Source organism: Flavobacterium sp. SH_e, assembly GCF_025717045.1.
In the GTDB taxonomy this organism is placed as follows: domain Bacteria; phylum Bacteroidota; class Bacteroidia; order Flavobacteriales; family Flavobacteriaceae; genus Flavobacterium.
This window is the reverse complement of record NZ_JAOVZN010000008.1, coordinates 247,859-271,484: the sequence shown is the minus strand read 5'-3', so window position 1 is coordinate 271,484 and position 23,626 is coordinate 247,859. Positions and strand designations below refer to the sequence as shown.

Annotated in this window: 21 protein-coding genes and 2 pseudogenes; 12 read left to right on the top strand and 11 right to left on the bottom strand. The window is 32.6% G+C overall.

Translation table 11 applies throughout. The annotated features are described in order from the left end of the window. Nucleotides 1-121: 121 nt before the first annotated feature. From OD917_RS19270 to OD917_RS22615, 4 genes and pseudogenes are all read right to left on the bottom strand, one after another. Nucleotides 122-886, bottom strand: coding sequence for a TIGR02757 family protein (locus OD917_RS19270; RefSeq protein WP_263525048.1), 765 nt, complete (start codon nt 884-886; stop codon nt 122-124). Further along, nucleotides 879-2,579 (bottom strand): LIC_10190 family membrane protein, encoded by a 1,701-nt coding sequence (locus OD917_RS19265; protein WP_263525047.1) that lies wholly within the window; start codon nt 2,577-2,579, stop codon nt 879-881. The genes OD917_RS19270 and OD917_RS19265 overlap by 8 nt, the downstream gene beginning before the upstream one ends. Continuing rightward, nucleotides 2,579-3,028, bottom strand: a pseudogene (locus OD917_RS22620) (ABC transporter ATP-binding protein); the annotation flags it as partial. The gene OD917_RS19265 and the pseudogene OD917_RS22620, both read right to left, overlap by 1 nt. Nucleotides 3,029-3,244: 216 nt before the next feature. Next, nucleotides 3,245-3,457, bottom strand: a pseudogene (locus tag OD917_RS22615) (ATP-binding cassette domain-containing protein); the annotation flags it as partial. 236 nt (nt 3,458-3,693) lie between these two features. Here OD917_RS22615 and OD917_RS19255 point away from each other — a divergent pair. Continuing rightward, a complete protein-coding gene (locus OD917_RS19255) occupies nt 3,694-3,987 on the top strand; it encodes a hypothetical protein (protein ID WP_263525045.1) in 294 nt (97 codons plus the stop codon). Here the strand turns inward: OD917_RS19255 and OD917_RS19250 are convergent. From OD917_RS19250 to OD917_RS19225, 6 genes are all read right to left on the bottom strand, one after another. After that, nucleotides 3,984-4,289 (bottom strand): DUF6787 family protein, encoded by a 306-nt coding sequence (locus OD917_RS19250; RefSeq protein WP_263525044.1) that lies wholly within the window; start codon nt 4,287-4,289, stop codon nt 3,984-3,986. The two genes, OD917_RS19255 and OD917_RS19250, sit on opposite strands and share 4 nt — an antisense overlap. Nucleotides 4,290-4,323: 34 nt before the next feature. After that, entirely contained in the window at nt 4,324-4,758 is a 435-nt protein-coding gene (locus OD917_RS19245) for a DUF6146 family protein (protein WP_263525043.1), read from the bottom strand. A gap of 195 nt (nt 4,759-4,953) precedes the next feature. Beyond that, complete coding sequence (locus OD917_RS19240; RefSeq protein WP_263525042.1) at nt 4,954-5,517, bottom strand: DUF937 domain-containing protein; 564 nt, start codon at nt 5,515-5,517, stop codon at nt 4,954-4,956. A gap of 102 nt (nt 5,518-5,619) precedes the next feature. Further along, the gene (locus OD917_RS19235; protein WP_263525041.1) at nt 5,620-6,570 is read right to left on the bottom strand and encodes a D-2-hydroxyacid dehydrogenase; all 951 of its coding nucleotides are present in this window, start codon (nt 6,568-6,570) and stop codon (nt 5,620-5,622) included. 139 nt (nt 6,571-6,709) lie between these two features. Then, nucleotides 6,710-7,780, bottom strand: coding sequence for a 3-phosphoserine/phosphohydroxythreonine transaminase (gene serC / locus OD917_RS19230; protein WP_263525040.1), 1,071 nt, complete (start codon nt 7,778-7,780; stop codon nt 6,710-6,712). Nucleotides 7,781-7,873: 93 nt separating this feature from the next. Then, a complete protein-coding gene (locus OD917_RS19225; protein WP_263525039.1) occupies nt 7,874-8,938 on the bottom strand; it encodes an acyl-CoA reductase in 1,065 nt (354 codons plus the stop codon). Nucleotides 8,939-9,086: 148 nt separating this feature from the next. Here OD917_RS19225 and OD917_RS19220 point away from each other — a divergent pair, with 148 nt between their 5' ends. Both OD917_RS19220 and OD917_RS19215 read left to right on the top strand, forming a co-directional pair. Beyond that, nucleotides 9,087-9,437 (top strand): 4Fe-4S dicluster domain-containing protein, encoded by a 351-nt coding sequence (locus OD917_RS19220; RefSeq protein WP_111286635.1) that lies wholly within the window; start codon nt 9,087-9,089, stop codon nt 9,435-9,437. 167 nt (nt 9,438-9,604) lie between these two features. Beyond that, nucleotides 9,605-10,771, top strand: coding sequence for a hypothetical protein (locus OD917_RS19215; RefSeq protein ID WP_263525038.1), 1,167 nt, complete (start codon nt 9,605-9,607; stop codon nt 10,769-10,771). A gap of 86 nt (nt 10,772-10,857) precedes the next feature. Here OD917_RS19215 and OD917_RS19210 read toward each other — a convergent pair whose 3' ends face one another. After that, entirely contained in the window at nt 10,858-13,491 is a 2,634-nt protein-coding gene (locus tag OD917_RS19210; RefSeq protein ID WP_263525037.1) for a TonB-dependent receptor, read from the bottom strand. Nucleotides 13,492-13,786: 295 nt separating this feature from the next. Here OD917_RS19210 and ychF point away from each other — a divergent pair, with 295 nt between their 5' ends. The 9 genes from ychF (at nt 13,787) to OD917_RS19165 (ending at nt 23,603) form a co-directional block, all read left to right on the top strand. Continuing rightward, nucleotides 13,787-14,881 (top strand): redox-regulated ATPase YchF, encoded by a 1,095-nt coding sequence (gene ychF / locus OD917_RS19205; RefSeq protein ID WP_263525036.1) that lies wholly within the window; start codon nt 13,787-13,789, stop codon nt 14,879-14,881. Nucleotides 14,882-15,210: 329 nt separating this feature from the next. Then, a complete protein-coding gene (locus tag OD917_RS19200; protein ID WP_263525035.1) occupies nt 15,211-15,888 on the top strand; it encodes a TIGR02117 family protein in 678 nt (225 codons plus the stop codon). Nucleotides 15,889-15,896: 8 nt separating this feature from the next. Then, nucleotides 15,897-16,568: a hypothetical protein gene (locus OD917_RS19195; protein WP_263525034.1), complete on the top strand. Its 672-nt coding sequence runs from the start codon at nt 15,897-15,899 to the stop codon at nt 16,566-16,568. Between the two features lie 105 nt (nt 16,569-16,673). Continuing rightward, nucleotides 16,674-17,591: a YihY/virulence factor BrkB family protein gene (locus tag OD917_RS19190; protein ID WP_263525033.1), complete on the top strand. Its 918-nt coding sequence runs from the start codon at nt 16,674-16,676 to the stop codon at nt 17,589-17,591. 101 nt (nt 17,592-17,692) lie between these two features. Further along, nucleotides 17,693-18,217 (top strand): NADPH-dependent FMN reductase, encoded by a 525-nt coding sequence (locus OD917_RS19185; RefSeq protein ID WP_263525032.1) that lies wholly within the window; start codon nt 17,693-17,695, stop codon nt 18,215-18,217. 4 nt (nt 18,218-18,221) lie between these two features. After that, a complete protein-coding gene (locus tag OD917_RS19180; RefSeq protein WP_263525031.1) occupies nt 18,222-19,196 on the top strand; it encodes a transglutaminase domain-containing protein in 975 nt (324 codons plus the stop codon). Nucleotides 19,197-19,272: 76 nt separating this feature from the next. Then, nucleotides 19,273-20,448 (top strand): nicotinate phosphoribosyltransferase, encoded by a 1,176-nt coding sequence (gene pncB / locus OD917_RS19175; RefSeq protein WP_263525030.1) that lies wholly within the window; start codon nt 19,273-19,275, stop codon nt 20,446-20,448. Between the two features lie 163 nt (nt 20,449-20,611). Next, nucleotides 20,612-22,480, top strand: coding sequence for a DNA topoisomerase IV subunit B (locus tag OD917_RS19170; protein ID WP_263525029.1), 1,869 nt, complete (start codon nt 20,612-20,614; stop codon nt 22,478-22,480). A gap of 19 nt (nt 22,481-22,499) precedes the next feature. Then, nucleotides 22,500-23,603: a YhcG family protein gene (locus OD917_RS19165; RefSeq protein ID WP_263525028.1), complete on the top strand. Its 1,104-nt coding sequence runs from the start codon at nt 22,500-22,502 to the stop codon at nt 23,601-23,603. Nucleotides 23,604-23,626: the final 23 nt, after the last annotated feature.

The window sequence follows — 23,626 nt, the reverse complement described above, 5'->3', positions numbered from 1 at the left end:
ATGGTTTTTTGTTGAATTTGTAATTTTTGATGTCGTATTACCACTTTGAATGTCACTCTCAGCGAAGTCGAAGAGCGCAACGATAAGAGCGTGAATCGTATATTTTTAGATTTTAAGCAGTTTAAAACCCTTCAAAAACACCTAATCCGAATAAAGCAAAATCATATTTCACAGGATCTTGAGCGTCCATTTCTCTTAATTTCGTGTCTAACTCCAATAAAGCTTTAGCATCATTTTGCTTTCGCGAAAGGATTCCAAGTTTGCGGGCAACGTTTCCTGAATGCACGTCAAGCGGACAAGATAAAACTGAAGGCGAAATGCTTTTCCAGATTCCTAAATCGACTCCTTTTGCATCTTGGCGCACCATCCATCGCAGGTACATATTGATTCTCTTCGCCGCTGAATTATTTAACGGATCTGAAATGTGTTTTTGAGTTCGCGCTAAATGATCTGTTTCGAAGAATATTTTTTTGAATTCACTGATGCTTTTCTGCAAACTGTCTTTTTCTTGATTTTTAGCAAAGGCATTTTCTAATCCGTTGTGGTTTTGGTAGATGTTTTTTAAACCTTTTATAAAACCAGCAAAATCATTTCCGTTAAAAGTTCTATGAACAAATGTTTCTAGTCTGGCTAAATCTTCATCAGAATGTGACATGACGAAATCGTAAGGCGTATTGCCCATTAATTCCATCATTTTATGCGAATTTTTGATAATCATTTTACGGTTTCCCCAAGCAATAGATGCGCTAAGAAAACCTGCGATTTCGATATCTTCTTTTTGGGTAAAAAGATGCGGAATCTGGACAGGATCACTTTCTATGAAATCCTGATTGTTATATTGAATGACTTTTTCGTCTAGAAATTCTTTCAGTTCTGATTTATTCATTTTTTGAGATTTTTTTCGCGTAAAAACCGTCTTTTAATTCATTAGTACGCATTTGAGGAATGTACTGAAAATATTTTTCAAAAGTATCAATTTGTTTTTTATTGACACAAGGCAAATCTCCATTACCGCTTGCCCATAAAAAATCATTTTTTTGAGGAGAATTATATTTTAGATTTCCTAATTGTATATTTTCAAAAGTGGTATTGCTTTTTGAATTTTGGTAAGGAAAAACAATATTATTAGTAGAAAATGTACTTATTTCCATCAACGATTTATGATTTGCAAATTTACTTAGATTAAAAGGGAAAAATAAAATAATTGCAATTGGGATTTGCGAAAGGACTAATAATACATTCATTAATTTTTTGTTCTGTATTAAACAGATAAAACAAAAGAGAGAGAAAAATAAAACGAATTGAATGAAAAAACGATATTGCGGAGAGGTTATTAAAAGCAAAAATATTTGCAGTATCATGTTGGCATAAAGTAGCCAAAGTGCTTTTTCATTTTTAAATTTATAAATAAAAAAAGGTAGAACTAAAATGAAAAAGACGCTGAGTTTATTAAATAATCCATTCAATTTTGGCAACGTAATCCATCTTATAAATAAATCCCAAACTGACATTGAATTATATTGTTCAGCTGTAATAAAATAGCCGTAATATTTTAGGTTGTCATAATAAAAAGTCTGAATTGCACTTGGGATAGCATAATCTGTTGTTAGTGTTGGAAATATTTTAGACGGAAAAAGAGGTGATCCGCAGATAATAAGGTTTTTAATGAAAAAAAGTATAATTACTGATGCGCTTAATAAAATCGGTTTTAGAAGTTTTCCTGACAACGATTTGAAATTAAAGGGCAATAGAATTAAAGGAAAAACAGCAAATGTTAGCGTTGTATTTTTGATGTAAAGTAAAAAAAGAACTAAAATCAAAAGCAAATAAAATGTCTCAGAAGTTATTTGTTTAAAGTTTTCTAAAAAATAAAAGAAGAAAATAAATGAAAAAATATAAACAGGAATATCTGGAGAAGGTGCGCTTATAAATTGAAAAAAGAAAATATTAAATAAAGGCAATAATCCGACTAATAGATAATTCTTATTGCCATTTTTACTATATTCATTTAGTTTCTGAATGGCAAATACATTTCCTAATAAGAGGCAAAAACCGCTTAAATCATTGAAATTTTTGTATAAAAAGGAAAAATTAAAAACACTTTGCGTAATATGCCAGCCGCTCGTCTGTCCGTAAAATAAATGAAGATTTGCAAGTCCTTTTACAAAGCCATATTCATTAAGCCATTTTATGGTTTGGATATAATAGGATTCGTTATCAATTACACAAGGAATTGAAGCACATTGTAAAAGAATAAGAACTGTAACGACAGCCAGAATGATCTGCAAACTTTTTTGTAATTGCTGTAATTCTAATAAAAATGACTTGTAAAGATCAATAACCGAATTGTGAAATTTTAGCAATAAAAAAACATTCAGAAGTATTAAAACGATATGAAATTCTATATTAATTCTTCCAAAAACGGCCCAAATGCTTGCAACCATTGTAGTTGAAAATAATCCTAGAATTGAAGTAATTGCAAAATTTTTGTTGTTGAGTTTCATTGTTTTATCCAGACCAACACCTAAATTAATGGTTGTGAATAAAATATAAATCCAGCTAATTGCAATTAAAATCATTAATAAAGAATTTGCCCGTCGGACATTATTAATTTTCTATCAGCCATATTGGCCAATTCTTCATTGTGTGTTACAATGACAAAAGTTTGTCCGAACTCATCTCGAAGCTGAAAAAACAATTCATGAAGATTTTCGGCAGAATGCGTGTCTAAATTCCCAGAAGGTTCATCGGCAAAAATCACATCTGGTTTGTTGATTAAGGCTCTTGCAACAGCAACACGCTGTTGTTCTCCGCCCGAAAGTTCGCTTGGTTTATGATTGATTCTATGTGAAAGCCCTAAATAGTTGAGGAGTTTTACGGCTTCTTTTTCTGTTTCAGATTGCTTTTTGCCTGCAATGTGCGCTGGAATACAAACGTTTTCTAGAGCAGTAAACTCAGGTAGAAGCTGATGAAACTGAAATATAAAACCTAAATTTAAGTTTCTAAAATCGGATAATATTTTGTCTTGTTTGCTTTTCTTTTTAAAATAACGATTGTAATAAACCACCATTAAAAAAATGGGCATACACAATATTCCCCATGTGGCATAACCAAAAACATCATTCTCTATTTTGCTTCTAAAAAACAATAAAAAAACGGCTAATACAATGATATAAAAAGAGCCTAACCAAGTAATGATTTTAAATGTCTTTTCTTGTTTTGAATTGTCATTTTTAATGTCTTGAAGTTCTAGAACATTTTTACCATTAATTATCAAAGATGACTCAGGATTATGGTCTGGTTTATCTAAAGTTCCTAAAATCTGTAACAAAGTCGTTTTTCCAGCACCCGAAGCACCAACGATAGAAACAATTTCGCCTTTTTTGATATGTAAATCGACTCCTTTTAAAACTTCAAGTTTGTCGTAGAATTTATGTATATTTTTTGCGTGTATCATTTAATGAAACTGTTTTTACAAAGAAACGAAGATTATGGTCAAAATCAAATTACAATGGTTAAATTACAAATATCAAATTCTAAACCCCAAAAGAGCGAAGCGATTTTTTAGAAAATCTAAAATCTAAAAGCGGTACATAAATTGATATGGGAATCTTGGAAATTAAATTTAGAAAAGAAATAATAGAGTTTCGTGAATTTATTTTTAATTTCGAATAACTTAAAAGTGAATGTGTTATGCAAAATTTAGAAGCTGTAGAGGATAACAGAATGTCAAAACTGCTTATTGGTTTAGTTTTGGACGGAATTGGTATGATTTCTTTCTCGATTCCTTTTTTGGGTGAGTTTTCAGATGTAGTCTGGGCTCCTATTGCTGCAATAATTATGGCAAGGATGTATAAAGGAAGGGTAGGGAAAGTGGCAGGTGTTTTGACTTTTTTGGAAGAAATAGTGCCTTTTACAGATGTAATTCCCTCTTTTACTTTAACTTGGATTTATACTTATTTCTTTCAGCGAAATAAAGAAGTTTAATCTTTAAATAAAAATCCAAGTCCCATTCTTTTAAGCATTTTCTTTTCGAAATTCCAAAAGAAACGGAATTGTCCGAAAATTGTTCCGATAGCAACTAATAAAACTTGATAAACAGGAAGAATAATTAACAAACGGATAAGTGTAAACCAAACAGCACCTAAATCTTCTTTGTGAATTCCAACCCAGTCACAAAAAGGTCTAGAAATCCATGCAGATGCCGATCCGGTGATGGCAAAAACAATAAGTATGATTATGGCTTGTAGGTTGGAAGTGATTCCCCAGCGTTTTTTAAGTTTATCCATTAATTTATTTATAATCATTACAAATATACTAACATTATCTTATCGGCACATATCCGGCGAGCTTTTGTTTGTAAGTATTTTGAAAATAAATCATGTAGTTGTAAATTAAGTAATTTACTTCGTATCCATAATGAATTTGAGGCTGGTAATCGATAGTCATTTCGTATAAATTTGGGTTGTAACGATTTGGTTGTGAAGCACGAATATTCCACTCAGTTACGTATTGATAATTTTTGTTTTCCAAAAATGCTAGAGTATGATAATTTCTTGGATAGGCTCTGGTATTGAGCCAATAATTAAATCCGTTGTCGATAATGATAACTTCATATTCTAAAGAATCATTCGAAATTCTAACGGTATCATTTCCTTTTTTATTTGGCACAGTATCATTGCTCGCAATATTTTGCGATGCTGACGAACAAGCTAAAATAGTCAGTAATATTGCTACTATGGAAACGACTTTTTTCATGACTTAAATTTACGAATATTTGATGAGAAGAAGGAGAAGTTTAACAGGAATCTAAGATTCTGGTAAAGATTGCTAAGGTTCTGAGATACTAAGATGCTAAGTTTTTTTTAAAACAAAAAAGCAGTTTGCTATGCAAACCGCTTTAAAATATTGATAGTAAGGCTCAGTATCTTAGTATCTTAGAACCTTAGCAGCTTATTTACTTCCAAATAACTTCCCTATAAAACCTGCGATTCCTCCCTTACTTTTTGTAACAACAAGAACATCTGCTACGTCAACTTTTCCGTCATTGTTTTGGTCAAGGCCAAATTGCATTCCGTATTTAGAAATGGTATCCATTATTCCAGAAGCTTGTCCGCTGTTTCCTGAAATTGAATTTATAATATCTGAAATTTGAAAACTATTATCGTTTGGATCTTTTGCTTTATTTACTAAAGAACCTAAAATCTGTGGAATCAAATTTGAAGCAACTCCGCTAGAATCGGCACTACTTAATCCAAATTTTTCACCAAGGCTTCCGCTTAACTGCTGTTGAATTTGCTGTACTACTGGATTTGAACTGTCAATAGGTGAGTTTCCGTTAAATAATCCAGCGATTTGATCTGTACCTCCTTCAGAAACAATTTTTTTTAATCCTTCAAAAATAGAATTGCTTGTTTCATTAATTACGGCGTCATTATGTTCGTTTGGGACAGCGGTATTGTTTACAACTGCATCGCCTCCATATTGTTGTACTAATTGGGTTAATTGTTCAAACATGATATTTAGGATTTAGATTAGAACTCAAATTTAAACAAAAAAAGAAAGGGATTTATTAAACAATGTTAATAAATCCCTTACAAGTAATTTAATTATAGTTAATTAGCTTAACAAAGTAATGATTTGTGATGCTAATTCAGTACCAATTCTGTCTTGTGCTTCTCCAGTTGCAGCTCCGATGTGTGGAGTCAAAGAGATTTTAGAATGCATTAAGATTGCCATTTCTGGTTTTGGCTCACTTTCGAAAACGTCTAAACCAGCAAAAGCAACTTTTCCTGAATCTAAAGCTTTTACTAAAGCTACTTCATCAATAACACCGCCACGAGCACAGTTTACGATTCCAACACCATCTTTTAAGATTTCAAATTCTTTTTCTCCGATGATGTAACCATCTTGAGCAGGAACGTGTAATGTGATGAAATCTGCTTCTTTAAATAAAGATTCTAAAGATTGAGAAACGATTTTAGTTGTGATTGATTGTCCGTCGAAAAATTCAACTTTCACATCAACTTCAGGAATAAAGCTATCAGCAGCGATTACTTTCATTCCTAAACCAAGAGCCATTTTTGCAGTAGCTTGTCCGATACGACCAATACCAACAATACCTAAAGTTTTTCCTCTTAATTCAGTTCCGTTTGCGTAAGCTTTTTTCAAACCGTCAAAGTTTGAATCTCCTTCAAGAGGCATATTTCTGTTAGAATCATGTAAAAAACGAACACCAGAAAATAAGTGTCCGAAAACTAATTCAGCAACAGATTCTGAAGATGAAGCAGGAGTATTAATTACATGGATTCCTTTGCTTTTTGCGTAATCTACATCGATATTATCCATACCAACACCACCACGACCGATGATTTTGATTCCAGGACAAGCATCGATAATATCTTTACGAACTTTAGTTGCAGAACGAACTAAAATTACGTCAATATTATTTTCATTAATATAGTTAGCTACTTGTTCTTGAGCTACTTTTGTAGTTATAACTTCAAATCCACCTTTTTCTAAGGCTAGAATTCCGCTTTTAGAAATTCCATCATTTGCTAATACTTTCATTGTGTGTTTATTGTTTATTTGGTAAATCGTTTATTGTTTAATCGATAAACCAGCTATTTGATTTTTCTTTTTTGATAAATTAAAGGAACCATTTTTACGCTTAAACCTTAATCAAACTAACGATTAAACGCATAAAAGATTAAACTTTACTTTCTAATGCTTTCATTACATCGACTAAAACCTGAACGCTTTCAATTGGCATAGCGTTGTAGATAGAAGCTCTGTAACCACCAACAGAACGGTGTCCTGGCAATCCAGAAATGTTTGCAGCTTTCCATAAAGCGTCAAAAGTTTCAGTGTGTTCAGGATTGTTCAATAAGAAAGTTACGTTCATATTCGAACGGTCTTCAACTTTTGCAGCACCTTTAAACAATGGGTTTCTGTCGATTTCAGCGTAAAGCAATTCAGCTTTTGCGTTGTTTAATTTTTCAACAGCCGCGATTCCGCCTTTTTCTTTAATCCATTGTAAAGTTAGAAGAGAAACGTAAACAGCAAATACAGGTGGAGTATTGTACATACTTTCTCCTTTAATGTGTTTAGCGTAATCTAGCATGCTTGGAATAGTTCTTCCGTTTTTGCCTAAGATTTCTTCTTTTACTACTACTAAAGTAGTTCCAGCAGGTCCCATATTTTTTTGAGCTCCAGCATAGATTAAGTCAAATTTAGAAAAATCTAACTCACGTGAAAAAATATCAGAACTCATATCGCATACAACAGGTATGTTTGTTGATGGGAATTCTTTCATTTGAGTTCCAAAGATGGTATTGTTACTTGTGCAGTGGAAATAATCAGCATCAGCTGGAATTTCGTAACCTTTTGGAACATAAGTATAATTGTCTTCTTTTGAAGAAGCTACGACAACAGTTTCACCGAAAAGTTTCGCTTCTTTGATCGCCGCAGTTGCCCACGTTCCTGAATCTAAATAAGCTGCTTTTCCGTTTTCTTTCATTAAGTTATATGGTGCCATTAAGAATGCTGTACTTGCACCACCTTGTAAAAATAAAGCCTGATAACCTTTTCCTTGAAGTCCTAATAATTCTAAAGCAAGGGAACGAGCTTCCTCCATTACAGCAACGAAATCTTTGCTTCGGTGCGAAATTTCAAGAATAGATAATCCTGAATCATTAAAATTTAAAATTGCTTTTGATGCCTTCTCAAAAACTTCCTGAGGTAAAATACTTGGTCCTGCGCTGTAGTTGTGTTTTTTCATGGTTGTTGTTAATAGTCGAAAATTTTAAAGACGCAAATTTCGGCAATAAGAGCCGAAAAAGCGTTAAAATATTCGAAATAATTAAACAATTTTTTACTTTGTTGTTAACAAAAACGTTATAGTATCAACGTTATCTGCATAATCCCACAATTGAGGTTTTTGCGTTTCACCGAAAAAGACGCTATTTGGTGTAAAATTGTTGCTTACAATACATTGAATTTGTTCTGAATCATTCTGAAGGCGTTTTTCAAGTTCTTCCGAGTTTTCGTAATATTCATAAAAGACACTCGAAATAGGAGAGGCATAGCTTGAATCTTCTTTCAAAGTCAAAAATCCGTTGTCTCGTAATTTGAAATTACTCATCAAAAATACGGCTTTATTATAGTCATAATTATTAGCGTATTTCTCGTAATGAATGACGTCTTGATATTTAAATATTGCTTGAAAAAATGCTTCAAATGAATAGTCTTTTGGGACATAAAGTTTAGAAACGTTTCGGCATCCTAAACCAAAATATCTAAAAATATCTTCACCTAAAGCTTCCAATTCTTCATGGGTTTCTTTTCCAGTTAAAATTGCAGCCGAATTTCTGTTTTTACGAATAATTGACGGTTTGTCTTTGAAATAATATTCGAAATAACGTGAAGTATTATTGCTTCCTGTTGCAATTACGGCATCGAAATTTTCCAATTTTCCTTCTACGAAAGTGATTTTATCTTTTAGATTTTCATCAACAGCAATTAAATATTTAGCTAAAAATGGCAATAAATGCTGATCGTTTGACGAAGTTTTAATTAGAGCTTTATTGCCAGTAATTAAAACGGATAGAAAATCATGAAATCCAACCAACGGAATATTTCCCGCTAAGATCAAAGCAACCGTTTTTTCATTCTGAGTAGAGTCGAAAGAATAAGCAGACAGCCATTTGTCAATATTTTCGGTCGTTAAAGCATCTGCCCATGACTTTACAGAGAAATAAACTTGCTCTGGTGTGTACCATCCGTTATGGGATTGCGATAAATGAATCAGATTTTCGAAATCATCAAAAAAGATATCATTATATAAAACGTCAGATTTTCGTGCAGAAGCATCTTCAGAAAACTGACTTAAAAATTTTCCTAATTCAACAAAAACACTTTTTTTTGTTTCTAATGTCATAATGTTTGCTTATGAATTGTTTTGATTGTAATTTTGCACAAAAATAAGCATAATTAAGTCGAAAGTCAAAAGGCATAAAATCAAAAGCTATGCTTGCCTTTATTTTGACTTTGAGACTTAAGACTTTTAACTTTAAGACTAATAAACGATGGCAATAATTATAACTGACGAATGCATCAATTGCGGGGCTTGTGAACCAGAGTGCCCAAATACAGCAATATATGAAGGAGCTGATGATTGGAGATACAAAGATGGTACAAGTCTTTCTGGTTCAATAGTTTTACCTGACGGAACTGAAGTGGATGCAGATGATGCGCAAACTCCAATTTCTGACGAAATCTACTATATAGTCCCAGGAAAATGTACAGAATGTAAAGGTTTTCATGATGAGCCTCAATGTGCTGCTGTTTGTCCAGTTGACTGTTGTGTACCAGATGATAACCACGTTGAAGACGAAGAAACTTTATTGCAAAGACAAGCGTTCTTGCACGGAGAATAATGCTTCAATTATCCTAATATATAATCCTGAGTTTTTGCTCAGGATTTTTTTTACCCTAATATCAGGTATTTTGAAAAGTTAGTTTGTTGATAACGAATGTTTTATTTAATAGGGGGTTGATTTATTGCTGAAAAAATAATACTTTAGTTAAAAATTTAATAATGCCTATGAAGAAATTGTTACTTTTATTTATCGTTTTACTCAATTATGTAAGCGGTTTTGCACAAAGCGAAGAGTATTCTATTATTGTTAAGGATATAGAAACTTTGGAACCGATACAAAATGCTACGGTTAAAATAATGAAAACCCAGCAGATTTTATTGAGCAATGAAGAAGGAAAAGTTACTTTTATGCTCACTGGGGGATCTAATGTTCAGGTTTCTGAAACTAATTATGAAGATTTGACTGTACGCTGGACTTCTTTAAATGGAGAGCAAAAATTTGTTATTTATTTAAAGAGTAAAAACAATAAATTGGATGAAGTAGTTTTGTCTAAGGAATCTCCAGAAAAAATATTGCAGAAATTGGTTAACAATTCTATAAAGAAAATTAGTATCTCCCATAGACAGAAGGTATATGTGAGAGAGTTTTTTATACTCGACAATCAGTACACGTATTATAATGATGGATTGGTAAATTTTCAATTTGATAAAAATAATAATGCAACCACTTTACTGGTTGAGCAAAATCGCTCTTATGGATTATTAGAAGCAGATGTAAGTGCTGATTTAAAAGGATATGATTTGAATAATATAATGGAGAATTATTCGAATTTTAAATATTTTGATCCACTATTAGATTCGAAAGCAAAGAAACAATATGATTTTACAACCAAAGGGCATCCAAAAAACAAAGATTATTATGTAATGTCGATTACTCCTTTAGATAAAGCCAAAGAAGCAATCGATAATTTTGAAGTTGTCTACGATCCAGTAAAAAAGATCATTTTAGAATTTACGATTACAGTAACGCCTGCAACTCTTGATAAAGTAGAAGAAAAAACAAATGTTGGCAATAAAAACATTACTAAATCGTTTGTAAAAGTAAATTATAGATGGGACGGAACCGATTATTATTTATTGAGTTCTAATGAAGAGATTGGATATGATCTTGTTTTGAAAGATAAAACGACGAAAAATATTCAGGTAAGAAATAGTTTTGTAACGACTGGTTTCAATAAACAAAATTTTACTTATAGTGAAAGTGATGTTTTTAAAGAGAAATCGCTTTTCAATAAAAAGAATAAAATCCTGACCAATTATTGGGATATTTCGGGATTTACCGCAACCGATGAAGAAAAAGCTATCATCGCATCTTTAGAGTTTAAATTGTAATTAATAAATAGAAAAAGAAAAATCCTGAACAATTTAGTTCAGGATTTTTTATTATTTGTCACGCTGAGCGTAGTTGAAGCCCAAGATTAAAAGTTAAATCCAAGTCTTGCGTAGTAATATGCTCCGCTGAAACCCATTTGTACAGCATCCCAATAACCTCCGGCTTCTGTATTTCCTTGCTCGTCTTGTTTAGTTGGATATATATTAAACAAGTTGTTGCTTCCAATAGTCAGTTTTAAACTTTTAGTAAATTGGTACCCAAGAGTTAAATCGGTTACTACTTTTGGATTGTAAACATCATCTTCATCAGCATAATCTACCAAAACAACTTTGCTAAAACGAGTAAAAGCTAATCCAGCATCGAATTTCTTTTTGGAATAATTTAAGTTTAAACCAAATTTGTTGTCTGGCGCAGAAGCTAATAAAAAGGCTTTTTCACGTTTTCCGAAGAAAGTAGCTTCATCAAGAGTGCCATTCTTAACTTTGTCAATTTTCATATCATTGATGTTTCCAACCAAAGTCGCACCAAGCTGACCAAAATCAAACCCTTTTTTCCAAGATAAAACTAGGTCTAAACCGTGTGTGCTAGTATCTACACCATTGGCAAAAAACTGAGCTTCAGAAACACCAAGATTTAAAGCGCTTGCATCAAAATATCCAGTAAGAACGATACGGTCTTTTACTTGAATGTAATAACCGTCAATTGTTGCTGTAAAATCGCCATAAGAAGCTGTAAAACCTAGAGAAGCATTTACTGCTTTTTCTTCATTTAATTTACCAATTCCAAAAGCTCTTGTAATTTCACTGTTGTTTGGAGCTAATAATACTTCTGTAGCACCGCTTGCGTTGAAGTTGGTAAAACGTAAATTATAATAAATCTGCGCTAAAGATGGAGCACGGAAACCTGTACTAACAGAACCTCTCAAATTAAAGTGATCGCCAAGTTTTAATCTAGAAGCTAATTTTCCATTTAATGTACTTCCAAAATCGCTGTAATTTTCAAAACGAACAGCGGCATTTACCATTAAAGCTTTGGTTATATCCAACTCTCCATCAGCATATAAAGAGAAATTGGTACGACTTTCATTTACTTCGTTAGCAGGACTATAACCAGGGAAACCTTGCGAACTTCCAGGTCTAGGATTACCTGAAATAGGATCAATTGGAGCACTTTGAGTTGTTGGGTCTGTTATTGGCTGTCCGTTTGTATCATAAGTAGTGTACGAACCTTCTTCTCCTGCAAAAATTTCAAATTTTTCTACTCTAAATTCGGTTCCAAAAGCAATATTAAAACCTTCAAGAATGCTGTCATAGTTTTTAGAAATGTCAAAATTGGTCGTATTTTGAAGCAAACTGTGTCCTCCAGCATCAAATTCATGTGGAGAATTTTCTTCAAGAGAAGCATTTATCGTTCCTTTAATATCGTACTGGAATTTATTTTTTCCAAAAGTATTACTCAAATCAAATTTCCATCCTCCAGAAGACTCTGTTTTAATTCCCGCAGCAACTGAATTGTCATTAATTTTTGATGTAATTCTTGGTGTGTAACCTCCAGGATAAACCGATTCTACAACTCTTTCTCCATCATTTCTTGTAAAAGCGTAAGCATCAGTATCTCTGAAATTACTTCCTCCAAAAGCATAAAACTCTGTTTTATCTGCAATTGGAATAGAGAAATTAGCAAATAAATTTACTCCATGCATACTCGCGTCGCCAAAACCTTTTCTAAAATCATAAGCCGGTCTTAAGGTTTTATTTTTGTTTAAAAATTCACCTGTAAAGTTTGCATAACCGCCTTTAGTTCCTAATGAAACACCATAATTAGCAGCAACCCTAACAGAACCGCCGTCAAAATCTTGATCTTTTCCGTATGAATTTCCATTTCCGTGTTGATCTAATCTATATCCTTTTGTGTTTGGAGTTCCAGGAAGAAAGTCGCCTTGGGCATGTGTATTAAAAGCACCATAGGTTACGGATCCTGTTAATTCATTTACATTATCATTTGTAATAATATTGATAACTCCCGCAATAGCATCAGAACCATATTGTGCTGAAGCTCCGTCACGCAAAATTTCAATTCTTTTAATAGAAGCGGCCGGAATTGCATTTAAATCTGTTCCTGTATTTCCGCGTCCTCTTGTTCCAAATAAGTTAATTAAAGAAGATTGGTGTCTTCTTTTTCCGTTAATCAAAACCAAAGTCTGATCTGGTCCCATACCTCTTAAAGAAGCTGGATCTACGTGATCGGCACCATCAGAACCCGATTGTTTATTGGCATTAAATGACGGAGCAACATATTGCAATAATTGATTGATTTCAATTTTACCACTTTGTGTTGTAACATCTTTTACGCTAATAACATCAATGGGAACGGCAGAGTTTACAACGGTTCTTTTAGTGCTTCGTGATCCTGTAACAACAACATCATTTAAAACTTGACCTTCGCTTTCGCCTAAAACAATGTCTATTTTATCGCCTGTAACTGCTTTTTCAATTGTTGAGAATCCTACGTAAGTGAATATTAAGGTTGCACCTTCTTTTACTTTGATTTTATAACTACCTTCAAAATCGGTAGAAACGCCATTTGAAGTCCCTTTTTCGACAATATTTACGCCAGGAAGTGGTGCTCCAGTTTTGTCTTTTACAACACCTGAGACCTCTTTCTGAGCAAAGAGAAACGCTGAATTCAGCAGAAATAGTAATAATGCAATCTTTTTCATGGTAATTGGTTTTTTGGTTTGTTTTTTGTTGATTAGTTTTATAAAAGTAATGTTTTTTAACAAAAAATTAATAAAATGTTTAAAAATTTTTAAGATTAGCTCTAAAATTATATTATTGAACATTTTTACTTCGTGCAAGAGCTATTAAATCTTATATTTGCAAAATTTTAAAGCTGAAAAATATCATTTTGGCAGAAAAGCAAAAAATGCATTTAAATCACAAAACATTTAAACACAAGGTTTAATGTTTTAGACCTAATAAAAAAGGTCGAATAAATAATATAGAAACAAACAGATGAAAGCAGGAATTGTAGGATTACCAAATGTTGGAAAATCAACATTATTTAATTGTTTATCTAATGCAAAAGCGCAAAGTGCCAACTTTCCGTTTTGTACAATCGAACCTAATATTGGTGTTGTAAACGTTCCAGATCCAAGAATCAACAAATTAGAAGAATTAGTAAAACCAGAGCGTGTACAAATGGCAACTGTAGATATCGTAGATATTGCAGGTTTGGTAAAAGGTGCGAGTAAAGGTGAAGGTCTTGGAAACCAGTTTTTAGGAAACATTAGAGAGTGTAATGCTATCATTCACGTTTTGCGTTGTTTTGATAATGATAATATTGTACACGTTGACGGAAACGTAAACCCAATCCGTGATAAAGAAACTATCGATATCGAATTGCAGTTAAAAGATTTAGAAACAATCGAAAAACGTTTAGAAAAAGTAAAACGTGCTGCAAAAACTGGAAATAAAGAAGCTCAAACAGAAGAAGCTTTATTAAACAGAATTAGAGAAGCTTTATTACAGGCAAAATCTGCGAGAACAATCGTTCCTCAAAATAATGACGAAGAAGTTTTATTAGAAAGCTTCCAGTTAATTACTGCAAAACCAGTTTTATACGTTTGTAACGTAGACGAAAGTTCAGCAGTAAGCGGAAACAAATATGTTGACCAAGTTCGTGAATTAGTAAAAGATGAAGATGCGGAAGTTATTGTACTTTCAGTAGGAGCAGAGGCCGATATTACAGAATTAGAAAGCTACGAAGAACGTCAGGTTTTCTTAGAAGATATGGGATTAGAAGAGCCGGGAGCATCAGTTTTAATTCGTGCAGCTTATAAATTGCTAAAACAACAAACTTACTTTACAGCAGGTGTAAAAGAAGTTCGTGCATGGACAATTAATATTGGAGCAACTGCGCCACAAGCAGCAGGAGTTATCCATACAGATTTTGAAAAAGGTTTCATCCGTGCAGAGGTAATTTCATACGATGATTACGTTCAATACGGTTCTGAGGCAAAAGCAAAAGAAGCTGGAAAATTCAGAGTTGAAGGAAAAGAATACGTAGTAAAAGATGGCGATGTAATGCACTTCCGTTTCAACGTTTAATTTTTTTTCTTGAGATAATAGAGTAAAGAAGAAAGAAAATAGAAAAAACTGCTGAAGAGATTCAGCAGTTTTTTTATGCTTTAAAATGAGCAACCACAAAGTTTGTCATCCTGAGGAACGAAGGATCACACACGAAACTCTACAAAGATTGGCGACTTAGCTTGTGGAAATTCTAGTGTGATCCTTCGTTCCTCAGGATGACAAAAAAATGGAAATCTGCCGATCCGAAAAAGTTGCGAGAAATAAATTTTGAGGATTAATTTTTTTTGGCTCAAAAATTGGTTACAGAAAAAATAACCAATTACTAATCTAAAATCAACCAATTAAAAATGCTAAAAAAATCATTCAAAATTCTCGGCTGGACACTTTTCGGAATCTTTAGTTTTCTTGTTTTGTATATATTATCAGTATTTCTGATTTCTAAAATCACAGTCAATTCAGATATTGCAAAAGTTGAAGAACAAAATGCAATTCCAATTTACATTCTTTCAAACGGAGTTCATACCGATATTGTAGTTCCGATTAAAAATGAAATTAAAGATTGGAGAAATGAGATTCAATTCAATCAAACCCAATCAAAAGATTCATTAATGAATTATATCGCATTTGGCTGGGGTGACAAAGGATTTTATCTTGAAACACCAGAATGGGCAGATTTAAAAGCAAGTACAGCTTTCAAAGCCGCATTCGGAATTAGTTCATCAGCTATGCACACGACATTTTTTAAACAATTGCGCGAAGGAGAAGACTGCAAACGTATTTTAGTTTCTAAAGATAATTATCAAAAACTAGTTACCTATATTTCAGATAGTTTTAGAGATCCAATTCATCCCGAATGGATTCAAGGTCACAGCTACGGAAGAAAAGATGCTTTTTATGAAGCCAAAGGAAGTTATAGTCTTTTTTATACGTGCAACACTTGGGCAAACAATGCTTTGAAAGCTGCGAACCAGAAAGCAAGTTTATGGACAGTTTATGATAAAGGGATTTTTTGTCATTATAAATAATCCAGATTATGAAAAAGCTTATTTTAATTTTTGTATTAATATCATTAAGTATTTCATGTATAAAAGCGGATGCAGAAGCACAATGTTATGGTTGTCTTTATTTTGAAAAACCACAACCAGAAAATGATTCTGAATTAAGTGGTTTTCCGACAAGATTTAAAGGTGTGTATGTTGATAAAGATTCTACTTTTTTAAGAATTGAAGAAGATAGAATTTTAAAAGAATATTTCTTTAAAGATAGATATCATAAAAGTTTTTTAGACTCTTTAAAAAATTATTTCGATATCGTAAATGATCAACTTATTGAAAGAGAAACTTTGAAAAAATATTCTATGATTGAAATTGGAGATTCTTTAGAAATAAGCAGGAAAGATATTGATACAATTTTTAGATTCTCATACAATCAAAAAGCAAAAATAATTAATAGCCATCTTGTTATTAGTGATAGAGATTCTCTTTTTTGGCGATTAAGGATTATTTCGTTGCAAAAGAATATTTTAAAAATGAAATATATTGATTTTGCTGATGATGTAAAAAAAATAGATTCTGTTACCAAAATTAAAGGACAAAAAATAGATTCACTTTCTTATTTACTCAAACCAACAAGAAGTGAGTTTCGAAAAATATTAAAAATAAAAAATTTAGGAAGAGAAGAAGAATATAATAAAATCTCAAAATAGATTAAAAAATACATACATGGTAAAAATGTAAAATCTGGCTAAAATCCAAGAAGTAAAGAATTTTCATTAATGCTTAAATTTGAGTAAATATCGAAAAATCAGCAAATGAAAAATCATAACATCTTTTCAAAAACTTGGTATTTATTAAAAACAACATTTTTAGAATTCAACGACGATAATGCTATTAAGCTCAGTGCGGCATTATCTTATTATACCATTTTTGCTTTGCCTCCTTTATTGATTATTATAATTACTATTTGTGGCTTCTTTTTTGGGGAAGAGGCAGTCACAGGGCAATTGTACGGTCAAATAAATAGGTTGGTTGGAAATAATGCTGCGGTACAGATTCAGGAGGCAATCAAAAATGTTCAATTATCAGACAGTAATGTATTTGTAACCATTTTTGGGGTTGTGATGCTGCTGATTGGGGCTTCGGGAGTTTTTGCAGAAATTCAGAGTTCCATAAATTACATTTGGGGACTTCGTGCAAAACCCAATAAAGGACTTCGAAAATTTATCCAAAACAGAATCATGTCCTTTTCTATGATCGTTTCTGTTGGGTTTTTAATGTTAGTCAGTTTAATAGTTAACGCTACTTTAGATGTTTTAAATGCTCGTTTAAAATTGTATTTTCCTGATACGACAGTTTACTTTTTTTATGTAGTAAATTTGGTAATTGTTTTTGCCAGCATCACATTGCTTTTTGCTATTATATTCCGAACTTTACCAGATGGAATTATCAGATGGAAAGATGCTTTTATAGGAGCGTCAAGTACAGCAATTTTATTCATGATCGGTAAATTTGCAATTGGACTTTATCTGGGAAATTCTACCGTCGCAAGTGTTTATGGCGCGGCGGGTTCTGTAATTATAATTTTGGTTTGGGTTTATTATTCGGCTATTATTTTATACTTTGGAGCAGAATTTACGAAGGTGTATGCAAAAGCTTTTGGAGGAAGTATTTCGCCAAATGACTATTCAGTAGAAATACAAAAAGAGGTTTTTGAAATAGAATCTAAATAAAAAAATAAACCAAACAGATGCTGTCTTTTTTGTTTAAATAAAAACGGATTGTAATTTTATGGCTTAATTTTTGAAAGTATAAAACTTATAAATACCACAATATGAAAATTATAGCCTTTGGAGGAAGTAACAGCAAGCAGTCAATCAATAAACGTTTGGCAACTTATGCATCAAGTTTATTTGAAAATGCAGATGTTGAAGTTTTAGACCTGAATGATTTTGCTATGCCAGTTTTTAGTGTTGATCTTGAAAAAGAAGTTGGTCAGCATGAAGTGGCTCAAGCATTTTTAAATAAATTAAAAGAAGCTGATATTTTAGTAGTTTCTATGGCAGAAAATAATGGAAATTATTCTGTTGCCTTCAAAAATGTTTTCGATTGGAGCTCAAGAATAGAAAAAGATGTTTTCCAGCACAAACCAATGTTATTATTGGCAACTTCGCCAGGAGGAAGAGGCGGTTCATCAGTTTTAGGAATTGCGCAGAATCTTTTTCCTCGTTATGGCGCAGAAATTAAAGGAGCTTTTTCGCTTCCTTCTTTCAATTCAAATTTTGATTTAGACGAAAATAAAATCTCAAATCCTGAATTAGATCAACAATTAAAAGATATTATAACATCAAGTTTTTAAATACATGCCACTAAAAAAGATTGCTTTTCTATGTCTTTTTTTGAGTACTTTCTTTCTGAATTTAGCTTTTGCCCAACCGGTAAATGAAGTCGATAAGATTGTTGCAAAATACCCGAAAAGCTTTAATACTACCGAAAAATTAGCCGAAAGAATCGAAAAAGATTTTAAATCAGATTCAGATCGTGCACGAGCTATCTATACTTGGATTGCTTTAAATATAAAATACGATTATAATGCATTTTTGAATCCGCCAAGAGTGCAGGGGTTCAGTTATTCTTCTGAAGCTGAAAAACAAAGAAAAATTAAACAGCTAAACGATAATCTTATTCAAAAAGCTTTTAACTCTAAAAAAGCAGTTTGCGAAGGTTTCACTGCTTTGTATCAGAATTTAGCAGAGCAGGTTAGACTGAAGTGCGAAGTGGTTAAGGGAGATTCTAAAACTAGATTAGCTGATATTGGAAGAAAAAATACTTCGTCAAATCACGCTTGGAACATGGTTTATATCGATAGAAAATGGCGTTTGGTTGACGTAACTTGGGGACAAGGTTATTATGACAGCAACAAAGGAAGAATGGTTAATGATTTTAATCCAATTTATTTTGATACCGATCCTGACTATTTCTTCGCTAAACATTTTCCAGATTCTGGATCTTTTTTAGGAGATAGATTAAGCAAGGAAGATTTCTTAAACGGACCTTTGATTTACAATAAAACCATCGAAAACGATTATAAAATCAAAACTCCCAATACAGGTATAATCGAAGTGAAAAACGGAGATAGAATAACGGTAGAAATTAAAAACGTTTCTAAATCTAATCAGGTTTTTTATTTAAATAAAAAGAATCAGCCAGTTAAAATTCAAAATCCAAAAGAAAGAAGAGGAGGTTTAGAATTCCAAATTCTTATTGACAGCAATGTGGGTAATTATATCACCATTTTTGTTGACACGAGTAGTATTGTTTCTTTTAAAATTGTATAAAAATAAGAGTTCTTCAATCTATTATGTTTCCTGAAATTGCCGTATCTTAGCGAGGAATGATCCGAACATGAATACCATGGAAACAACCTTTTTGAAATCAATTTTAGACAATGATTTCTATAAATTTACGATGCAACATGCTGTAATCAAACTTTTCCCAAAAGCAAAAGTTCGTTACGGATTTATAAATCGTGGTAAACATATTTTTCCAGATGGTTTTGCAGATTTACTTCGCCATTCGGTAGATGCAATGGCCGATCTTCGTTTAACAAAAGAAGAAAAAAGTTATCTGTCGCATTATTGCCAATATCTTGATCCTACTTATTTAGATTTTTTGCAGGGTTATAGTTTTGATCCGTCAGAAGTTCAGATAAGTCAAGAAGGTTCAGAAATTAAAGTTGTTGTTGAAGGATTTTGGTATAGAACCATTTTATGGGAAGTGCCTTTGATGGCTTTGATTTCAGAACTGTTTTACAAAGCCAATCATCTAATTCGTTTAAATGATGAAGCTGTAAAAAGTCTTACCAAAGATAAAATCGATAATTACAATAAACTTGGAGTTTCGATCTTAGAATTTGGAACGAGAAGGCGCCATTCTTATGATGTACAAGATTTGGTAAACGAAACTTTACGTACTTATGGCGGGCATAGTTTTATAGGAACCAGTAATGTTCATTTTGCAATGGTAAATAATCGAAGACCTTTAGGGACGCACGCTCACGAATGGTTTATGTTTCATGCTGCGCAATATGGTTTTAAAATGGCGAATTCCATTGGACTTGAAAACTGGACAAAAGTCTATGGCGGAGATCTCGGAATTGCTTTAACAGATACTTATACTACAGAAATATTTTTCAATCAATTTGATAAAAAATATTCCAAACTTTTTGACGGAGTTCGACATGATAGTGGCGATCCGATAGAATTTGCTCAAAAAGTAATTTCGCATTATATCAAAATGGGAATTGATCCAAAATCAAAAGCGATTGTTTTTTCTGATTCACTCAATTATGAAAAAGTAAAAAAGATTGTAGATTTCTGTCAAGACAAAATAAAAATGTCATTCGGGATTGGAACAAATTTCACAAACGATGTTGGTCTTCCAGCAATGAATATGGTCATTAAATTAACCGATACAAAACCCGATAATACACATTGGCAAGGCGTTGTAAAACTCTCTGACGAAAAGAACAAAAATACGGGAACGCCCGAAATGATTGATTTGGCAAAAGAAGTACTCGGAATCAAATAGTATTTTTTTGTTTCATCGTTGTTTTTTTATATTTTTAACGGTCGTATTTTTTAAAATCAATTTAAATTGGTTTAAAAACTGTTATTATTCGTAACAAAAGAAAAAATAGACTTTCATTTTTTACCGATAAATGGTACATTAGCCAAAAATCCTAAATTCATTTATGCTAGAGCAAAATCAATACAACGAAGATAATATTCGTTCACTCGATTGGAAGGAACATATTCGTATGCGTCCGGGTATGTACATCGGGAAATTAGGGGACGGATCATCACCGGATGATGGTATTTACATTCTTTTGAAAGAGGTTTTAGACAACTGTATCGATGAATTCGTTATGGGTGCCGGAAAAACTATTGAAGTAAGTATTAAAGACAAAACAGTTTCTGTTCGTGATTACGGACGAGGAATTCCATTGGGTAAAGTGGTCGATGTAGTTTCGAAAATGAATACTGGTGGAAAGTACGATTCTAAAGCTTTCCAGAAATCAGTTGGTTTGAATGGTGTCGGAACAAAAGCGGTAAATGCTTTGTCTAATTATTTCCGTGTAGAATCGGTTCGTGATGATAAACAAAAAGGAGCGGAGTTTTCGGCAGGAAATTTAGTTTTAGAAGAAGAGGTAATCGATACGACCAAACGTAAAGGGACGAAAGTAATTTTTACGCCAGACGAAACGATTTTCAAAAATTACAAATTCCGTTTAGAATATGTCGTAAAAATGGTTAAAAACTATTGTTATTTGAACAATGGTTTAACGATTATTTTCAACGGAGAAAAATACTATTCAGAAAACGGGCTTCGTGATTTATTAGAAGAAACGATTAATGAAGAAGATTTAGAATATCCAATCATTCATTTAAAAGATCATGATATTGAGGTTGCGCTGACACATAGTAAAACCCAATATAGTGAAGAATATCACTCTTTCGTAAACGGTCAAAATACAACGCAAGGAGGAACGCACTTAGCGGCTTACCGTGAGGCGGTTGTAAAAACGATTCGTGAGTTTTACAACAAGAATTTCGAAGCATCAGACGTTCGTAAATCAATTGTTAGTGCTATTAGTATTAAAGTGATGGAGCCGGTTTTTGAGTCTCAGACCAAAACAAAATTAGGTTCTACAGATATGGGATCTGACGATGGAACTCCTGCAGTTTCTGTTCGTACTTTCGTTAACGATTTCATCAAAACAAAACTCGATAATTACCTGCATAAAAATCCGCCGACAGCTGAAGCTTTATTGCGTAAAATTCTTCAGGCAGAACGCGAAAGAAAAGAATTGTCAGGAATTAGAAAACTGGCGACAGATCGTGCTAAAAAAGCCAATCTTCACAATAAAAAATTAAGAGATTGTCGCGCGCATCTTCCAGACACTAAAAACCCAAGAAACTTAGAAAGCACGCTTTTTATTACCGAAGGGGATTCGGCTTCTGGATCGATTACAAAGTCACGTGACGTAAATACGCAAGCGGTTTTCAGTTTGCGTGGTAAACCTTTGAATTCATACGGAATGTCTAAAAAGATTGTGTATGAAAACGAAGAATTCAACTTACTTCAAGCTGCACTTGATATCGAAGACGGACTAGAAAAATTACGTTATAACAACATCGTAATCGCAACCGATGCCGATGTCGACGGAATGCACATTCGTTTGCTTTTAATTACGTTCTTCTTGCAGTTTTTCCCAGAATTAATAAAAGAAGGACATTTGTATATTTTACAGACACCGCTTTTCAGGGTTAGAAACAAAAAAGAAACGATTTATTGTTATTCTGAAGAAGAAAGAAAAGACGCGATCGAAAAACTAAAGCCAAAACCAGAAATCACCCGATTCAAAGGTTTGGGAGAGATTTCGCCAGATGAGTTCAAGAACTTTATTGGAGATACAATTCGTTTAGATCCTGTTATGATGGATAAACATACTTCGATCGAGCAATTGTTGTCTTTCTATATGGGTAAAAATACGCCAGACAGACAGGACTTTATTATAAAGAATCTGAAGGTTGAGATTGATGAGCTGGAGGAGGCTTAATAGTTAAATAAAAGTTATAGTGCCAGACGGTCTTCAAAATAAAGTCATTTTTCAGCAAGTTGCCGAGTTATTGCAAAATGCCCGACAACAGGTTTTACGTACCGTAAATTCAACAATGACCATTACTTATTTTGAAATAGGAAGAATTATAGTTGAAGAAGAACAAAATGGAAAAGATAGGGCGGAATATGGTAAACAGCTTTTAAAAGGGCTTTCTCAACAATTGACAAAGGAGTTTGGAAAAGGATTTTCGATTAGAAATTTGGAACAAATAAGACAGTTCTATATGACTTTCTCAAAATCCGAGTCACTGTCTCGGATTTTACAAATTCAAAAAGCGCAGACAGTGTCTGCGGAATTCGAATCTCAAAAAACGCAGTCAGTGTCTGCGAAATTTGATAAAGTGGATTATCAAACTTTGTCTTCATTTTTTAAATTGACTTTTAGCCATTATATTTTTTTAATGCGAATTGATGATGAAAAAGAAAGGCGTTTCTATAAAATAGAAGCTGAAAAACATAATTGGAGTGTAAGAGAATTAAAACGCCAATATGACACTGCTCTTTATACAAGATTAGCGTTAAGCCGTGATAAAGAAGGAATCTTAAAACTTTCCGAAGAAGGTCAAATTATTGAGAAACCAAAAGATATCATCAAAGATCCTTACATTCTTGAATTTTTAGGATTACCTGAATTGAATCAATATTCGGAATCGCAATTAGAAGAAGAAATTATTAATAAGCTAGAGCATTTCTTACTAGAGTTAGGTCATGGTTTTACTTTTGTTGCAAGACAGGAAAGAATTACTTTTGATGATAAACATTTTAGAATTGATTTAGTTTTTTACAATAGAATATTGCGGTGTTTTGTCCTAATAGATTTAAAAATAGGCGAATTAAAACATCAGGATTTAGGCCAGATGCAAATGTATGTCAATTATTACGATAGAGAAATGCGCTTGGAAGATGAAAACAAAACTATCGGAATTGTACTTTGCCAGAATAAAAGCGAAGCGGTTGTAAAATATACTTTGCCAGAAAACAATGAGCAAATATTTGCCAGTAAATATAAGACCGTTTTGCCAAGTGTTGAAGCTTTAAAAGAATTACTCGAAAAGAAATAGAATTATAATTAGAATATAATTAA

Excerpts from the sequence above, each read along its gene's own strand:
- OD917_RS19255 (WP_263525045.1), top strand. The coding sequence starts at position 3,694 with ATGCAAAATTTAGAAGCTGTAGAGGATAACAGAATGTCAAAACTGCTT.
- pncB (WP_263525030.1), top strand. The coding sequence starts at position 19,273 with ATGGAAACAACCTTTTTGAAATCAATTTTAGACAATGATTTCTATAAA.
- OD917_RS19240 (WP_263525042.1), bottom strand. The coding sequence starts at position 5,517 with ATGTTTGAACAATTAACCCAATTAGTACAACAATATGGAGGCGATGCA.
- OD917_RS19270 (WP_263525048.1), bottom strand. The coding sequence starts at position 886 with ATGAATAAATCAGAACTGAAAGAATTTCTAGACGAAAAAGTCATTCAA.
- OD917_RS19195 (WP_263525034.1), top strand. The coding sequence starts at position 15,897 with ATGAAAAAGCTTATTTTAATTTTTGTATTAATATCATTAAGTATTTCA.
- serC (WP_263525040.1), bottom strand. The coding sequence starts at position 7,780 with ATGAAAAAACACAACTACAGCGCAGGACCAAGTATTTTACCTCAGGAA.
- OD917_RS19210 (WP_263525037.1), bottom strand. The coding sequence starts at position 13,491 with ATGAAAAAGATTGCATTATTACTATTTCTGCTGAATTCAGCGTTTCTC.
- OD917_RS19190 (WP_263525033.1), top strand. The coding sequence starts at position 16,674 with ATGAAAAATCATAACATCTTTTCAAAAACTTGGTATTTATTAAAAACA.
- OD917_RS19185 (WP_263525032.1), top strand. The coding sequence starts at position 17,693 with ATGAAAATTATAGCCTTTGGAGGAAGTAACAGCAAGCAGTCAATCAAT.
- OD917_RS19220 (WP_111286635.1), top strand. The coding sequence starts at position 9,087 with ATGGCAATAATTATAACTGACGAATGCATCAATTGCGGGGCTTGTGAA.
- OD917_RS19235 (WP_263525041.1), bottom strand. The coding sequence starts at position 6,570 with ATGAAAGTATTAGCAAATGATGGAATTTCTAAAAGCGGAATTCTAGCC.
- OD917_RS19215 (WP_263525038.1), top strand. The coding sequence starts at position 9,605 with ATGAAGAAATTGTTACTTTTATTTATCGTTTTACTCAATTATGTAAGC.
- OD917_RS19265 (WP_263525047.1), bottom strand. The coding sequence starts at position 2,579 with ATGATTTTAATTGCAATTAGCTGGATTTATATTTTATTCACAACCATT.
- OD917_RS19225 (WP_263525039.1), bottom strand. The coding sequence starts at position 8,938 with ATGACATTAGAAACAAAAAAAAGTGTTTTTGTTGAATTAGGAAAATTT.
- OD917_RS19250 (WP_263525044.1), bottom strand. The coding sequence starts at position 4,289 with ATGGATAAACTTAAAAAACGCTGGGGAATCACTTCCAACCTACAAGCC.
- OD917_RS19170 (WP_263525029.1), top strand. The coding sequence starts at position 20,612 with ATGCTAGAGCAAAATCAATACAACGAAGATAATATTCGTTCACTCGAT.
- ychF (WP_263525036.1), top strand. The coding sequence starts at position 13,787 with ATGAAAGCAGGAATTGTAGGATTACCAAATGTTGGAAAATCAACATTA.
- OD917_RS19180 (WP_263525031.1), top strand. The coding sequence starts at position 18,222 with ATGCCACTAAAAAAGATTGCTTTTCTATGTCTTTTTTTGAGTACTTTC.
- OD917_RS19200 (WP_263525035.1), top strand. The coding sequence starts at position 15,211 with ATGCTAAAAAAATCATTCAAAATTCTCGGCTGGACACTTTTCGGAATC.
- OD917_RS19245 (WP_263525043.1), bottom strand. The coding sequence starts at position 4,758 with ATGAAAAAAGTCGTTTCCATAGTAGCAATATTACTGACTATTTTAGCT.